Raw genomic sequence first — 15237 nt, 5'->3', positions numbered from 1 at the left:
TTTATTGTCTGCTTGATCTTTATGCATTGTTATCTCTCCTATGTTTTAGTTATGTACACACGGTCCGCGTGGTACTATGCTAAAGGCAGCGTCTGCAGCGTATGCAGTTGTTAAGGGAAAGGCTGGGGGCGGTATTGGGGCGCGGGGTGTCTCGACTGCGCTCGACACGAACGGATCAAAGGGGGTTGGCACGAACGGAATTGAAGGTGGAGCTGCGGGGGCGATCGCCGAGGCTTCGACGACGACGGTGCGGACGGTGATCCATGGTCCCTCGACCGCCCCGACGGGCTCGGGACAGGCTTCACTCGGGACGAATGGCGGTGGTGATCGGGGCGCTGGGCAGGATGCGGCGGCGGCGCTGATCGAGGGGTTTGAGGGGACGGCGCTCGACGCGCAGGCGGAGGCCGAGATCGGCGCGGCGCTGCTGGCGCTGGCGGCGCGGCAGCGCGCGATGGAGGCGGCGGTCGCGGAGAATGATCCGGGCGCGATCGCGATGCAGGTCGATGATCCCGCGGTGCCGCTGGTGCGGCTGGGCGAGCGCGATTCGCCCTATTACGGGCCGTTGCAAATGCACCCGGGACTGGGCGATGCCGACGTCGATGATGATGCGGCGGCGCGCATCGGCGGCGAGGCCGGCTGGGTGGCGGCGGGGGCGGACATCCCCGAGGCGTATCGCGAATGGATCGCGGCGGCGGAGGCGGCGTGATCCTCCCTGTGCCGCAGGCATGGGGAGGTGGCCGTGCGGAGCACGGACGGAGGGGCGTTGGCGCGGGCGTCGCGGCCCCTCCGTCAGCCCTGCGGGCTGCCACCTCCCCATGGCTTCGCCACAGGGAGGATTGTCGGACGGGCGCACCGATATGGTCTAAGCCGCCACCGGGCGTGCGGGCCGCGCCGATAAAGGCTAATGCGCGTTTACCGTCTTTTCATGTCGGCCCCATATGGCGGGGGTGAAGGGACCAAGTTTAGAGAGGCGTGTGATGCCTATCGGTCCCGAAATGCGACGGTTGCGCGCCGAACATGCGGCGCTGTCGACGCTGTCGCAGCTTTTGCTGGATATGGTCCGCAACGCCGAGCCGCCGCGGCCGACCGAGCTCGCGTCGGTGCGCGGGATGCTGCGCGACACGCTGTTGCGCCACCTGAAATGCGAGGACTGGGTTCTCTATCCGCGGCTGAAGGCGAGCGGCAATCCGCGGGTGGTCGCGATGACGGGCGAATTCGTCCGCGAGATGGGGCATATCGCGCAGGATTTTGCGACGTATGACGCGAGCTGGACCGCCGAGCGGATCGCCGCCGCCTGGCCGGGTTTCCGCGATGCGACCGAGGTCGTGCTCCATGTGCTCGGGATGCGGATCGAGCGCGAAAATTGCGATCTGTATCCCGCCGCCGAGCAGCTGGATTTCCGGTGACGCCAATCCTTCTTCATATCGTCATCGCCGCGTCATGCCTTCGCCGCGGTGCAGCAATATCGCCTCCCTAAAGCCCCCGCGACCACCGCGCCATTCTGGCCGCGGGACAAGGGGGATTTACCGATGACCAAGCAGTTCAGGAACCGCCTGCGGGCTGGGGCCGCATTTATCGCCGCGCTGGCCGCGACGCCGGTGTTTGCCGCGGAAACCGCGACCGACGCCGCCGCCGATGGGGGCGATGTCGAAGAGATCGTCGTGCTCGGCCAAGGGCAGGCGCGGCAGGTGCAAGAAATCGCCGCCGCCGACATCGCGCTCGAAGTGGCGGGGATCAGCCCGCTGAAAGCCATCGACAAGCTGCCGGGGGTGAATTTTCAGTCGGCCGATCCGTTCGGCGCCTATGAATGGTCGTCGCGCATTTCGATCCGCGGTTTCGCGCAGCAGCAGCTCGGCTTTACCCTCGACGGCGTGCCGCTCGGCGACATGAGCTATGGCAATCACAACGGCCTGCACATCAGCCGCGCGATCATCAGCGAGAATGTCGGCCGGGTCGAAGTCGCGCAGGGCGCCGGTTCGCTGGCGGCGGCATCGACGAGCAACCTTGGCGGCACGATCGAATTTTTCGCGCGTGAACCGGCCGAGACGTTCGCGGTCGAAGCGTCGGGCACCTATGGCAGCGGAGACACCAAGCGCGTCTTTGTTCGGCTCGACAGCGGCGCGATCGGCGCGAACGGCCCCCGCCTCTCGCTCAGCTATGCGTGGCAGGATGCCGACAAATGGAAGGGCGACGGCGTCCAGCGCCAGCATCAGGTCAACGCGCGCATCGTCCAGCCGGTTGGCGACGGTCAGTTTTTCGGCTTCGTCAATTATTCGGACCGCGCCGAGAATGACTATCAGGATCTGAGCGCCGGGATGATCAACCGGCTCGGCTACCAGTGGGACAATTTTGCCAAGGATTGGGACACCGCGGTCCGCGTCGCCAAAGTCTATCAGAATCAGGTCGCGCGCGCCGCGTTCAACACCGGCGTCGCCAATGGCTCGCTGCCGCTGGGCGCGGTGTTCACGGCGCCCTATGCCGGGGTTGGCGAGGCGTTTCCGGCGCCGGTCGCCACCGTCGACGACGCTTATTATGACGCCTCAGGCCTCCGCAAGGACTGGCTCGCGGGGGTTGGCGTGGAGGCGCCGCTGAACGAATATTGGACGCTGAACGCGATGGGTTATTACCATGGCAACAAGGGCCGCGGGCTGTGGTTCACCCCCTATGTCGTCACCCCCGGCGGCGCCCCGATCACCATCCGCACCACCGAATATGACATCGAACGCTATGGTATCGTCGCCAGCAGCCTGTTCACGCTGGGCGACAACCAGATCGAGCTCGGCATGTGGTATGAGGATAATGACTTCAATCAGGCGCGGCGTTTCTATGGTCTGGCCGACACCGCCGGGGCGCCGAGCCGTGGCAGCCTGACATTCCCGAAGGACCCGCTGGCGACCCAGTGGAATTTCGATTTCAACACCCAGACGCTGCAATATCATGTGCAGGACACGCTCGACCTGGGGCAGGTCCAGATCAACGCCGGGTGGAAAGGGCTGCGCGTCACCAACCGGGCGACCCCGATCGTCCGCGGTAATCTGGCGGCGGGGCGCACCGAGGCGAAGGACTGGTTCCTGCCGCAGGCGGGCCTGCTGTACCGCCTGAACGACGATAACGAGGTTTTCGCCAGCTACACCCAGAATATGCGCGCGTTTGAAAGCTCGGCGACCGGCGGGCCGTTCGCGACGACGCAGGCGGGGTTCGACGCGCTCGACCTGAAACCCGAAACGTCGACCACCTATGAGTTGGGCTTCCGCACCAAGTCGTCGCGCTTCCAAGGCGTGATTGCAGGCTATTATGTCGACTTCAAGGATCGCATCATCGCCTTTGCCAATGGTTCGGGGATTCAGGGCAATCCGGCGATCCTGCAGAATGTCGGCGATGTGCGCTCGTGGGGCGTCGAGGCGGCGGGGACGTTCCGGGTCACCCCCGATTTGTCGCTCTTCGCCTCTTACGCTTACAACGACTCCGAATATCAGGACGATGTCGTCAACGCTGCCGGCACGACCGTTGCGGCGACCGCGGGCAAGACCGTGGTCAATTCGCCGCGCCATCTGGCCAAGGGCGAGATCACGTGGGACACGGGCAGCTTCTTTGCCCGCGTCGGCGCCAATTACACCTCGAAACGCTATTATTCGTTCGAGAATGACGCCGAGGTCGGCGGCTTCGTGATCGTCGATGCCAGCATCGGATACCGGCTGAACGAGCGGATTTCGGTGCAGGTCAATGCGACGAACCTGTTCGACAAGGAATATGTGTCGACGATCGGGACCAACGGCTTCGCCAACCGCGGCGACAACCAGACCCTGCTCGCGGGCGCGCCGCAGCAGTTCTTTGTGACGCTGAAAGCGGGGTTCTGAAACCCGCTCGGCCAATCGCCTTTCCGTTGACGATGATGGCGCGGTCCCGCTAGGGCCGCGCCATCATTTCATGGGAATATAGTTATGACCGATACGCCCCCCGACCATATGTCGACCAACCCGCGCTCGCCCCATTTCGACATGGAGGTGCTGCAGCGCGGCATCGGCATCCGCTTCAAAGGCAAGGAGCGCACCGACGTCGAGGAATATTCGATTTCCGAAGGCTGGATTCGCGTCGCCGCGGGCAAGTCGAAGGACCGTTTTGGCCAGCCGATGACGATCAAGCTTTCGGGTGAGGTCGAGGCGTGGTTTGAGGATGCGGCCGCCGCCAGTGAGGGCGAAGCGGCCAAGGATGCGGGCGAAGCCTGACTTTCATTCGTCATTGCGAGCGCAGCGAAGCAATCCAGAGCTAGCGTAAACCGCTCGGGATTGCTTCGCTGCGCTCGCAATGACGCCGTTTTTTTTAGAAAGTTGTTCGAGCCTTACTGGCCGAGCGACGCAACCACGACTTCCAGACCGTTGCCGGGCTTCCAGTCGTTCTGTGCCCACACCGGCGCCTTGAAGCTGGGTGCCTTGTTGGGGGTGCCGCCGGCATAGATGAAACCCTGCACGGGGTTAGCGCGGAGGCCAAGGTCGCCGATCGGGGCGTACCACACGCGGACCATGCTCCAGTCACCGGCATCGCTGACATCGACGACGCGGACATTGCGCTCGATCTGGCCGCGGCGGCCGTTGATCGGCGACCAATTGGCGTGGTCGACGCGGATTTCGCGGTCGCTGATGATCTTTTTGACCACCGCAACATGGCCGAGCGGCATGCCGCGGGTGCCGGCGAACGCCATCACCGCGCCTTCGCGCGGTTCGTCGCCGCGGGCATAGTCATCGGCGGCTTGCGCCCACCAGGTCTTGGCATTGCCGCGAATTTCGACACCCGATTCGGCGCGGGCAAAGGGGACGCATTGCAGATAATCGCGCGCCGCGGCGGGGGTGCTGACGAGCAGGCCGGCGAGCGTCATGACGGACGCGATGGCGGCAGCCAGAAAGTTACGATGCGGCATGAAATGCGACCCCCAATGCTTGTGTTCAAGCGTTGCAGCGTCTTTGCCATGCTTTGCCTGCGCCACCACCCATCGCGCGACGAGTCGCGCCGGGGGTGCGGTGAGCGGCGGAACCTTTTGTTAAGCCCGTCAATTCGTCGCGCGAAGGGTTCGACTGGTCGCCAACACCGGCTCCTCCCCCTTGATGGGGGAGGCAGCGAGCCCCGGATCAAGTCCGGGGCGCAGCGGAGGGGGTGCGGCCTCGGTCCGAGATGACAGCGCGAGGACGCACCGTCACCCCCATCCAACTTCGCCTAATCGCTGCGCGATAAGGCTGCGTATCCTTCCCCCATCAAGGGGGAAGGGGGTGGGGTCAGGCGGCGGCGCTGGTCGCGGATTCGGTGGGGCGGAACAGCGCCAGCACGTCGGTCGCCGGCATCGGGCGGCCGTAATAATAGCCCTGGATGTTGCTGCATCCCATCGCGCGGATCGTTTCGACCTCGAGCTCGGTTTCGGCGCCCTCGGCGGTCGTCGACATGCCCAGGCTGTCGGCGAGCGCGACGACGGCGCGGATGATCGCGATCGATTCGATGCTGCCCTTCGCGGCGCCGACGACGAAGCTGCGATCGACCTTGATCGTCGAAAATTGCGTCTTGCGCAGATAGCCGAGCGAGGAATAGCCGGTGCCGAAATCGTCGAGCGACAGCCGGATGCCCAGCCCGATCAACTGGTCGAGCAGCTGCGCCGCGCCGCCGCCGTCGCGCAGGAACACGCTTTCGGTGACCTCGATCTCGAGCCGCTGCGGGGGCAGCCCGCTCTGCGCCAGCGCCGAAACGACGACCGAGGCAAAGCTGGGGTCGGTCAGCTGGTCGGCCGACACGTTGACGGCGATCTTCAGATTCGATGGCCATTTCATCGCTTCGTGGCACGCGGTGCGCAGCACCCATTCGCCGATCGGCGAGATCAGCCGGGCGTCTTCGGCCAGCGGGATGAACCGCCCCGGCGAGACATGGCCCAGCTTCTGGTTGTTCCACCGGATCAGCGCTTCAAAGCCGTTCAACGTGCCGTCGGCGGCGATCACCACCGGCTGGTAATAAAGTTCAAATTCGCGGCGTTCGAGCGCGCCGCGCAATTCCTGTTCCATCACCCGCCGCTCTTCGGCCTGCGCGTGCAGCGAAGCGACATAGCCCGCAACGACATTGCCGCCCTTGTCCTTGGATTTGTAGAGCGCCAGATCGGCGTTGCGGGTCAGCGTTTCGACCGTCGCGCCATCCTGCGGTCCGATCGCAAAACCGATGCTGGCGCCGACGAACAATTGGTGATTGTCGACGACATAAGGCCGGCTGATCGTGGTGATCAGGCGCTGCGCCAGCTCTTCGGCGGCGTCGGCCGACGGCACATTGTGCAGCACCACGGCAAATTCGTCGCCGCCGAGCCGGCCGCAGGTCATCCCGCGCTCCATCAGCCCTTTCAGCCGCGCCGCGACCTGCGCCAGCAGCTTGTCGCCGACCGGGTGACCGAGCGTATCATTGACCGCCTTGAACCGGTCGAGGTCGATGATCAACAGGGCGCAGCGCGCCTTGGCGTCGAGCGCATGCGCCATCGCGCGCGCCAGGTCTTCGTTGAGGCTGAGGCGATTGGGCAGGCCGGTCAGATTGTCAAAGCGCGCCATCTTGGCGATCTGTTCGGCGGTGGCGCGCTGTTCGGTGACGTCCGAACCGACACCGCGGAAACCGAGGAACTTGCCCGCCTCGTCGAGGCGGGGCGAGGCCGACAATTCCCACCAGCGCGGCGCGCCGCCGATCGTGACCGGCACGATCAGGTTTGAAAAACTCTCGCGCCGCTTCATCCGTTCGGCCATTTCGTGGAGGCTTTTCGGAAACAGCCCGGTGTCCCAGGCATCGCCCGACAGCGCTTGCAAGAGCGGCACACCCTCGAGCGTCTCGGCGGTCGCACCCAGCGCATAGGCAAGGCGCGGCGAAACATGGACCAGACGGCGGCTGTTGTCGGTCTGCCACAGCCAGTCGGCCGAGGTTTCTTCAAATTCGCGCAACAGCAGGCTGACCGTTTCGGTCTTTTCGTGCAGCGTTTCTTCGGCGCGGCGATAGCGGATGTAGCTTTGGCCAAAGCGAACGCAGAAGCTGCACAGCAGCAGGCCGGCGACCAACGCGACCGCGGCGAGTTGCGGCGCCCCGGCGCGGACCAGCGCCGCCGCCGCCGAGAGCGTGACCGGTGCGATGAACAGGATGCACGCCATCGGCACGCTGTGCGCGACGATGGCCAGCGTCACCATCATCAGCACCGCGATCGTCCACATCGACAGGACATGGTCGAGCGGCGGCGTCAGCCCGTGCAGCCAGAAGGGTGCGCTCCAGAGCAGCGCCGAATAGAATCCGTGGCGGTTGCACAGCCGATATTCGGCGACGCCCGACAATTTGGGATCGCCCAGCGGCAGACGGCGAAACTGGTTGTACGACCACAGGCTGAAGATCAGGCTGGCGCCGAGCCAGCCGCCGGCGATCGGCAACGGTACGCTGAGGATCATGGTGAACGCGGCGACCAGCGCCATGCCGATGCCCATGAACAGGCGCAGCGCACCGCGACCGCGGAGCGGCGCAAGCTGGAGCTGGCGGAGGTTGCCGATGTCCGCAGCGCGCGGTCCCAGCCCCAACAGGGTCCGCGCAGGAATCTCTTCGGCAGCTATCTGGTCCAACAGGCTCTTCACCCGGCCTGTTTAGCGCGCGGGGGTTACCCGAAGGTAACCAGCGACCCCCTTGCCAACGCTTTTTTGTCCGGCGATGGGACAAAAAATTGTGGGCAAGGTCAGCGGGTTGGCTGGGTTCTGGCGCTAGGCGGCCATCGCAAAAGGCTGAATTTCCCCGGCCAGATATTGCGCGCGCGCTTTCGACCGGCTGAGCTTGCCCGAACTGGTCCGCGGCAGGGTGCGCGGCGGGATCAGCTCGATCAGGCAATTCATGCCGGTGATGGCGCGGACGCGGTCGCGAATCGTCTCGCGCAGCGCGATGCGTTCAGCCTCGTCGCTGGTCCGGCACTGAACGAGCACCGCAGGGGTTTCCTCACCCCCCGGCGCGGTGATCGCGAACGCCGCGATGTCGCCCGATTTGAACCCCGGCAATTGTTCGACCGCCCACTCGATGTCCTGCGGCCAGTGATTCTTGCCGTTGATGATGATCATGTCCTTGGCGCGGCCGACGATATAGATGTAACCGTCTGACAAATAACCCATATCGCCGGTGTCGAGCCAGCCGTCGACGAGGCACGCGGCGGTCGATTCGGGGTCGCGATAATAGCCGGTCATCAGCGACGGGCCGCTGCACCACACTTTGCCGACCGTCTGGTCGGGCAGCGCATTGCCGAGTTCGTCGCGGACCTCGATCACCATGTCGCGCGCGGCGCGGCCGCAGTTGACGATGGCGCGATAGCGCGTCGGGCGGCCGGCATCATTGGCGGCGCCCGACAGCTCGGTTTCCTCGACCAGTTCAACGACGATGCCTTCGCCCGGCGGCATGATGCTGACCGCCAGCGTCGCTTCGGCCAGGCCATAGCTCGGCAGGAAGGCGCTGGCGCTGAACCCGGCGTCGGCAAAGGCATCGACAAAGCTCTGCATCACGTCGGGGCGAATCATGTCGGCGCCATTGCCGGCGACGCGCCAGCGCGACAGGTCGAAGCGGTCGGCGACATGCGTCTGGCTCGACACGCGGCGCGCGCAGATGTCGTACCCAAAGGTCGGCGAATAGCTGAGCGTCGTACCGGTGTTGCGGCTGATCAGATCGAGCCAGGCGAGCGGGCGGCGCGCGAAATCTTCGGTCTTCAAATAGTCGACCGACACCTGATTGGCGACCGGCGACAACAGGCAGCCGACAAGGCCCATGTCATGGTACCAGGGCAGCCACGAGACGCAGCGGTCGCTGTCTTGCACTTCCATGCCGTGGCTGTGGGCGGCCAGATTGTTGAGCAGCGCGGCGTGGGTGACCGCAACCCCGTGCGGGAACCGCGTCGAGCCGCTGCTGTACTGCAGATAGCAGGTTTCGCCCGATTGCTGGGCCGGCAGGTCGGCCACCGGGGCCGGCTTGGCGGCAAATTCGCTCCAGTCGACCGGCAGCACAGCCTGCGATTCGGCCGCCTCGACCGCCATCGCCGCAATTTCGGGCGGGAAGAACAGCATCGTCGGGTCGCAGCTGGTGAGCTGGACGACCAGCTGGCCGACATAGCTGTCGCGACCGCCAAAGCTGGTCGGCAGCGGTAGCGGCACCGGCCACGCCCCGGCGTAGATGGTGCCAAAGAACAAGGCGGCGAATTCGGCGCCGGTTTCGGCGATCAGCGCGATGCGGTCGCCGGGCTTCACCCCCGCGGCGATTAGCCGATAGGCGGTGAGGACGGCGTCGTCCTTCAGCTCGCGATACGGATAGGGGCGCACCAGCTTGCCGCGCGGGTCATGGAAATTGAGCCCGCGACTGCCGGTCGCCGCATAGTCGAGCGCTTCGCCGACGGTGGCGAAGTCCGAAAAGCGGCGCGGCTGGGCGCACAGGGTCGGCGTCGGCTGAAGCTCGTCCGCCGGAATAGCATTTTGATCGGTCATAAGGGGTGCGACATCCCGCGAAATGGGGCGCGCGGCAACAAGCATGTCATCTTTCTGTGTCATGGTGCCCTGCGCGATCCCTAAACAGTTGGAACAAAATCGCCCGTTTTCGGGCTATCTTGCCCGATATGGCGGCGCTGATCGTTCTCAATCAGGCCCGACTGTGGCATAAACATGGCACATGCCCAAGCAGCGCGCGCCATATGACCGTTCAAAAAGGCCCCTCGGCGCGGCGCGGCTCGACGAACTGGCCTTGGCCTATGTCGCGCGATTCGCCACCAGCCGCGCCAAGCTGATGCGCTATCTGTCTCGAAAAATTCGCGAATCCGACTGGACCGACGATATCGACGCGATGGCGGCGTGCGAGGCGGTGGCCGACCGGATGGAGCGATTGCAGTTCCTGAACGACCGCCAATATGCCGTCATGCGCGCGGGGGCGATGACGCGGCGCGGGCTGGGGGCGCGGCGGGTGAAGGCGCAGCTCTATGTCGACGGTATCGCGCCTGCAGACAGCGGCGAGGCGATCGAGACCGCCGAAGGTGCGGCGCTGTCGGCGGCGCTCGGCTTTGCGCGGCGGCGGCGGTTCGGACCGTTCGGGGCGGTTGCGGTCGCCGATCCCAAGCTGCGCGAGCGGCAGGTTGCGGCGTTTCTGCGCGCCGGGCACGCGATGGCGCTGACGCGGCGTATCCTGGCGATCGCGCCGGGCGACGAAGCGGCGCTGGCGGCGCTGGACGACGAAGCGGGGCTCGATTAGGGCGGGGCGAGAGTATCGGGATAAGGATCTGCCATGCGTGCCCTGTTGACCGCCCTTGCCCTGTCGCTCGCCGTGCCGATCACGGGGTGCAGCCAGGACGCCAGCGAGGCGGAACGCGCCCAGACGATCCCGGTCACGATTGCCGCCAAGGGCCAGGCCCACCGCTTTAACGTCGAGGTTGCGCGCACCGATGCCGAGCAGGACCAGGGGCTGATGTTCCGCACCAGCCTGCCCGCCGATGGCGGCATGTTGTTCCCGTTCGCAAAGCCGCGGATCGGCAGTTTCTGGATGAAGAACACGCTGATTCCGCTCGATATGATCTTCATCCGTGCCGACGGCAGCATCGACCGGATCGCCGAAAACACCATCCCCGAATCGCTCGAACCGGTGGTCAGCGGCGGCGAGGTCAGCGCGGTGCTGGAACTTGCCGGCGGCACCGCGGCGCGGTTGAACATCGACGAGACCGCCAAGGTGACGTGGAAAGACGGGAAATAGCGTTACGGCGCACGGTTTGCGGCTTGCAGACCGCATAGCCTTGCCTGTAAACGCCTCGCCATGAGCATCCTCGGCAAGATTTTCACCTGGTGGGACGGCGCGACCGTCGGCACATTGCTGAACAGCTGGAAAACCGGCGCGCAGGTCGGCGAGGACAGCCTGGGCAACCGCTATTTCCGCGCCAAAAAGGGCGATCGCCGCTGGGTGATCTACAACGGATCGAACGACGCCAGCCGGGTGCCGCCCGAATGGCACGGCTGGCTGCACCGCACCTTCGACGAATTGCCGACTGACATGCTGCCCGCGCCGCGCGCGTGGGAACAGGCGCCGAGTGCGAACCTGACCGGCAGCACCGGCGCCTATCGCCCGGCCGGGGCGCTCGAACGCGGCGGCCAGCGCGCGGCGGCGACCGGCGATTACGAGGCCTGGCGGCCCGGCGAATAATGTCACGGCGGACGACGACCGCGCTGATCGCGCTGCTGACCGCGACCGCGCTCGCCGCGTGCGACCGGACGCCGTCGCAAGGAAATGGCAGCGCGACGGTGCCGACCGTCGCCAAATCCGAGCGCGTCCCGCAGGAAGTCGGCGGCATCGAGGGCGCGACCCCGATGGCCGAGCGCGTCGCGGTGGTCGGCCTGCTCAACAAACGCAACGGGCTGGTCCGCGAGCTGGAGATGAAGCCGGGCAATGTGGTGCGAGTCGGCCGGGCGATCGTCCGGCTGCGCGCGTGCGAGCAAACCGCGCCGTGGGAAGACCCGCCCGAAACCGGGGCGTTCGTCCAGTTGACGGTGCAGGATCAGCGCGACGACAAATGGCGACGGGTGTTTTCGGGCTGGATTTTCCGCGAGCGGCCCGACCGCAATATCATCCAGCACCCGATCTATGACGTGTTCGTCAAAAGCTGTGCGATGACATATCCCGGCGGCGAGCCGGTGGCGCCCGCCGCGACGAAATCGGGCGCGGCAGCGGCGCCCAAGGCGTCGAGCGCGCCCCAATCGCCCGCGACGAACGGCGGCGAGGGCGGTGATACGCCCGCGGCGCCTGCTCCGGCGCCCCCAGCCGCACCGTCGCCGCCCGCCAACACCGAATAGAGCCGCGCGAGATAATCGGCCTGGCGGATTTCGATCGCGCCCAGGCTGGCAAGATGCGGGGTGATGAACTGGCAGTCGAGCAATTTCCAGCCGCCCGCGATGAGCCGCGCGACGAGGTGCGCGAGCGCGACCTTCGACGCATCGCGGGCGCGGCTGACCATCGATTCGCCGAAAAAGGCGCGCCCGAGCGAGACGCCGTAAAGCCCGCCGACGAGCTCGCCGTCGTGCCAACATTCCACGCTGTGGGCATGGCCGATCTGGAACAGCCGGTCGTAGCTCGCCTTGATCACCGGGTTGATCCACGTCGTCGGCCGGTCGCCCGCGGGCTCGGCGCACAGCGCGACCATGTCGGCAAAGGCGCGGTCGGTGGTGATGCGAAAGCGGTCGGCGACGATTGTCTTTTTCAGGCTGTGCGAGAGGCGAAAGCCATCGAGCGGCAGGATCGCGCGCAGCCGCGGTTCGACCCAATGGACCGACGGGTCATCCGCCCCGTCGGCCATCGGGAAAATACCCTGCGCATAGGCACTCAGCAGCAGCGCAGGGTCGATGGATTCAAAATGCTTCAGCTTGCCGGCTTCACGAATTTCAGCGTCATGCGGTCCGATTCGCCGATTGCGACATATTTCGCGCGGTCGGCCTCGCCCTCGGTCAGCACCGGCGGCAGCGTCCACACGCCCTTGGCATAATCCTTGGTGTCTTTGGGATTGGCGTTGATTTCGCTGCGGCCGGCCAGCTCAAATCCCGCCGCCTCGGCAAAGGCGATGATCGAGCTTTCCTTCATATAGCCCGACTTTTCTTCCTTCGCGGCATCGTCGCTCTCGTTCAGCCGATGCTCGACCACCCCCAGCGTGCCGCCGGGTTTCAGCATCGCGAAAATCTGTTTGAACGCATTGGCGGTATTGTCGGCGCCGTCGAAGCGCCAGTTGTGGACGTTGCGAAAGGTCAGCACGACGTCGGCGCTGCCGTCGGGGACTTTGGGATTGGTGCCGGCATTGGGGAATTCGGCGAGTTTCATCGCGCCATAGACGTCGGCATTCTCGGTTTGCTTGGCCTTGATGCGGTTGAGCCCGCGCTCCCACGGCGCCGCGACATACAGGGTGCCGCCGCCGGCCTTGCTCAGCGGCGCCAGGATTTCGCTGTACCAGCCGCCGCCGGGCCACAGTTCGACCACCGTGTCGCCGGGCTTGACGCCAAAGAAGGCGAGCGTTTCGGCGGGGTGGCGATATTGATCGCGGGCGAGGTTGGCGGGGGTGCGGGTCGGCGCGGCGACCGCGGCGGCGATCGCGTCGCCGGGCTTGGCCGCATGGGCACCGCCACCATGGTGGTCGGCTGATACGGCGGCAGGGATGGCAATGGCTAAAGCGGCACTTGCAACAATCAATAGCGGACGCATATGGGCAACCTCTCTCTAGGGGGACGTTCCCCTGTTTGCGAAGGTGCGCGCGTCAATGCAAGGGTCGATGCTGATTGTCAGTGCCGCGGGCGCCGTGGTGGCGGTCGCCGCCGAGGTCGCCGACTATCGCCGCCGCAACCGGCGCGACGTCGATGCGGTCGGATTCATGCCGTGGCGAGGGATTGCGCTGGCGGGGGTGGCGGTCGCGATATTCGCGGCGGCCTTTGCGTTAAAGCCTTGATTTAGAAGAACTTGGCGGAGTTGGATGAGGGTTATGCCGCGGCTTTTGCGCGCCAGGTCTGAATCCCTCACCCAGCTTCGACTAGCCAGTAAGCTGGCAAGTCTGCGCAACCCTCTCCCGCAAGGGGAGAGGGATAAGGGTTACAGACAAGCCTCGAGATACGGCTGATCAAAGCCATATTGCCGCGCTTTTTCCAGCGTATAGGGGCGCAGGCCCATCGCGCGATATTCGCCAACGATCTTGCCGTCCTTGTCCTCGTCGAGATATTCGAACTTGAACAATTCCTGGGTGACGATGACGTCGCCTTCCATGCCGATCACTTCGGTGACGTTGGTGACGCGGCGCGACCCGTCGCGCAGACGCTTGATCTGGACGATCAGGTCGACCGAGTCGGCGATCTGCTTCGAGATCGCTTCCTTCGGAATCTTGATGTCGCCCATGAGAACCATGTTCTCCATACGGCCGAGGCATTCGCGCGGGCTGTTGCTGTGCAGCGTACACATCGAGCCGTCGTGGCCGGTGTTCATCGCGGCGAGCAGATCGAAACATTCGGCGCCGCGAACCTCGCCCATGATGATGCGGTCGGGGCGCATACGCAGCGCGTTCTTGACCAGATCGCCCATGTGGATCGCGCCATTGCCCTCGAGGTTGGCGGGGCGCGTTTCGAGCGGCAGCCAGTGCGGCTGCTGCAGGCGGAGTTCGGCGGCATCTTCGATCGTCAGCACGCGTTCGCCGGGATCGATCATTTTCGACAGCGCATTGAGCATTGTCGTTTTACCCGAACCGGTGCCGCCCGAGATGACGATGTTGAAGCGGCTGGCGCCCGCGATTTTCAGCGCGGTGCACATCTTCTGGCTCATCGCGCCCCATTGGCACAGCATGTCGAGCGTGATCGGCTTGGCCGAGAATTTACGAATCGAGATCGCGGTGCCGCGCAAGCTGAGCGGCGGCACGATCACGTTGACGCGGCTGCCGTCCTTCAGACGGGCGTCGGCGAGCGGGGTGGTCTGGTCGACGCGGCGGCCGACGAGGTTGCAGATGCGCTGCGCGATCTGGAACAGATGCTGTTCGTCGCGAAACTGGATCGGGGCGATCATCAGCTGCCCCTTTTTTTCGATATAGGTCTGGTACGGGCCGTTGACCATGATGTCCGAAATATCGGGATCGGCGAGCAATTCTTCGAGCGGGCCAAAGCCGAGCAGTTCGTCGACCAGCACTTTTTCGAGCGCGAACTGCTCGCGGCGGTTCAGGGTGATGCGCAGTTCGGCGAGCACTTCGAGGATGATCGGGCGGAATTCCTCGGTCAGCTCGTCCTTCGACAGCGTCGCCGCGGCTTCGGGATCGACGCGTTCGAGCAGGCGCGGCAACACCTGTTCCTTGATCTTGTGGACGCTGGCTTCGAATCCTTGCGCCTTTTCTGGCTCGGCCATATCGGCGGTCGAGCGCTGGTTCAGCCGCTCCATCGCCTCTTCTTCGGGCGACAGGTTCGACGGCATTTGCGGAATGTCGATCGCAGGCGGCGTGTCGATCGCCGGGAATTGGGCGCCGCCGGGCACGCCTGATCCACCCTGCATCGGCTTGGCCACGCCAAAGGCGGGGCGGCCAGCGGTTCCGGGTCGGCGTCCGAATGCACTCATTCGCTTTGTCCTGCTTTCCAAATCCTGTCAGAGGCGTCGCCGCGTGTCGCTGACGCACCCCCATCCGACACGGTGAATAAAGTGGAAACTTTGACATTGTCCTAATGCGGCGGGCGATTGCCGTGCGGACAC

General features: G+C 65.2%; 14 protein-coding genes and 1 pseudogene. 9 read left to right on the top strand and 6 right to left on the bottom strand.

Annotated features, from left to right (window positions below):
* Positions 1 to 256 precede the first annotated feature (256 nt).
* From FFS68_RS15515 to FFS68_RS15500, 4 genes are all read left to right on the top strand, one after another.
* A complete protein-coding gene (locus FFS68_RS15515) occupies positions 257 to 706 on the top strand; it encodes a hypothetical protein (RefSeq protein WP_137754102.1) in 450 nt (149 codons plus the stop codon).
* A gap of 271 nt (positions 707 to 977) precedes the next feature.
* Positions 978 to 1406 (top strand): hemerythrin domain-containing protein, encoded by a 429-nt coding sequence (locus FFS68_RS15510; protein WP_171003912.1) that lies wholly within the window; start codon positions 978 to 980, stop codon positions 1404 to 1406.
* Between the two features lie 123 nt (positions 1407 to 1529).
* A complete protein-coding gene (locus FFS68_RS15505) occupies positions 1530 to 3857 on the top strand; it encodes a TonB-dependent receptor (protein WP_137754100.1) in 2328 nt (775 codons plus the stop codon).
* An 84-nt stretch (positions 3858 to 3941) separates the two neighbouring features.
* Positions 3942 to 4226: a DUF3297 family protein gene (locus FFS68_RS15500; protein ID WP_137754099.1), complete on the top strand. Its 285-nt coding sequence runs from the start codon at positions 3942 to 3944 to the stop codon at positions 4224 to 4226.
* Between the two features lie 113 nt (positions 4227 to 4339).
* On the opposite strand, the gene FFS68_RS15495 is transcribed toward FFS68_RS15500, so the two are convergent.
* The 3 genes from FFS68_RS15495 to FFS68_RS15485 all read right to left on the bottom strand — a co-directional run bounded on the left by FFS68_RS15495 (position 4340) and on the right by FFS68_RS15485 (position 9494).
* Positions 4340 to 4873, bottom strand: coding sequence for a CHAP domain-containing protein (locus FFS68_RS15495; protein WP_249340192.1), 534 nt, complete (start codon positions 4871 to 4873; stop codon positions 4340 to 4342).
* A 394-nt stretch (positions 4874 to 5267) separates the two neighbouring features.
* Positions 5268 to 7619, bottom strand: a complete 2352-nt coding sequence (locus tag FFS68_RS15490) for a GGDEF and EAL domain-containing protein (protein ID WP_137754097.1) — start codon at positions 7617 to 7619, stop codon at positions 5268 to 5270.
* A gap of 123 nt (positions 7620 to 7742) precedes the next feature.
* On the bottom strand, positions 7743 to 9494 hold the full coding sequence (locus tag FFS68_RS15485; RefSeq protein ID WP_137754096.1) for a fatty acyl-AMP ligase: 1752 nt from the start codon (positions 9492 to 9494) through the stop codon (positions 7743 to 7745).
* A 181-nt stretch (positions 9495 to 9675) separates the two neighbouring features.
* Between FFS68_RS15485 and FFS68_RS15480 the strand changes: the two genes are divergently transcribed.
* The 4 genes and pseudogenes from FFS68_RS15480 to FFS68_RS15465 all read left to right on the top strand — a co-directional run.
* The gene (locus FFS68_RS15480) at positions 9676 to 10248 is read left to right on the top strand and encodes a RecX family transcriptional regulator (RefSeq protein WP_137754095.1); all 573 of its coding nucleotides are present in this window, start codon (positions 9676 to 9678) and stop codon (positions 10246 to 10248) included.
* A gap of 33 nt (positions 10249 to 10281) precedes the next feature.
* Positions 10282 to 10743 (top strand): DUF192 domain-containing protein, encoded by a 462-nt coding sequence (locus FFS68_RS15475; protein ID WP_137754094.1) that lies wholly within the window; start codon positions 10282 to 10284, stop codon positions 10741 to 10743.
* A 60-nt stretch (positions 10744 to 10803) separates the two neighbouring features.
* Positions 10804 to 11187: an NADH:ubiquinone oxidoreductase subunit NDUFA12 gene (locus FFS68_RS15470; protein WP_137754093.1), complete on the top strand. Its 384-nt coding sequence runs from the start codon at positions 10804 to 10806 to the stop codon at positions 11185 to 11187.
* Positions 11187 to 11588: pseudogene (locus FFS68_RS15465) on the top strand (DUF2155 domain-containing protein); the annotation flags it as partial. The gene FFS68_RS15470 and the pseudogene FFS68_RS15465, both read left to right, overlap by 1 nt.
* A 35-nt stretch (positions 11589 to 11623) precedes the next feature.
* Here FFS68_RS15465 and aat read toward each other — a convergent pair.
* Together aat and FFS68_RS15455 are read right to left on the bottom strand one after the other, a co-directional pair.
* Positions 11624 to 12400 carry a leucyl/phenylalanyl-tRNA--protein transferase gene (aat, locus tag FFS68_RS15460; protein WP_283214606.1) on the bottom strand — a complete coding sequence of 259 codons (777 nt, stop codon included), beginning with the start codon at positions 12398 to 12400 and terminating at the stop codon, positions 11624 to 11626.
* A complete protein-coding gene (locus tag FFS68_RS15455; protein ID WP_137754092.1) occupies positions 12397 to 13227 on the bottom strand; it encodes a methyltransferase domain-containing protein in 831 nt (276 codons plus the stop codon). Before FFS68_RS15455 ends, aat begins: the two co-directional genes overlap by 4 nt.
* A gap of 67 nt (positions 13228 to 13294) precedes the next feature.
* On the opposite strand from FFS68_RS15455, the gene FFS68_RS17975 reads away from it, so the two are divergent.
* Complete coding sequence (locus FFS68_RS17975) at positions 13295 to 13468, top strand: hypothetical protein (RefSeq protein WP_171003911.1); 174 nt, start codon at positions 13295 to 13297, stop codon at positions 13466 to 13468.
* A 140-nt stretch (positions 13469 to 13608) separates the two neighbouring features.
* On the opposite strand, the gene FFS68_RS15450 is transcribed toward FFS68_RS17975, so the two are convergent.
* Positions 13609 to 15105, bottom strand: a complete 1497-nt coding sequence (locus tag FFS68_RS15450) for a CpaF family protein (RefSeq protein WP_137754091.1) — start codon at positions 15103 to 15105, stop codon at positions 13609 to 13611.
* Positions 15106 to 15237 lie beyond the last annotated feature (132 nt).

The organism is Sphingopyxis sp. L1A2A, assembly GCF_005502465.1.
Lineage (GTDB): Bacteria > Pseudomonadota > Alphaproteobacteria > Sphingomonadales > Sphingomonadaceae > Sphingopyxis.
Note: the sequence above shows the minus strand (reverse complement) of the source record. Positions and strands in the feature narration are given on the sequence as shown.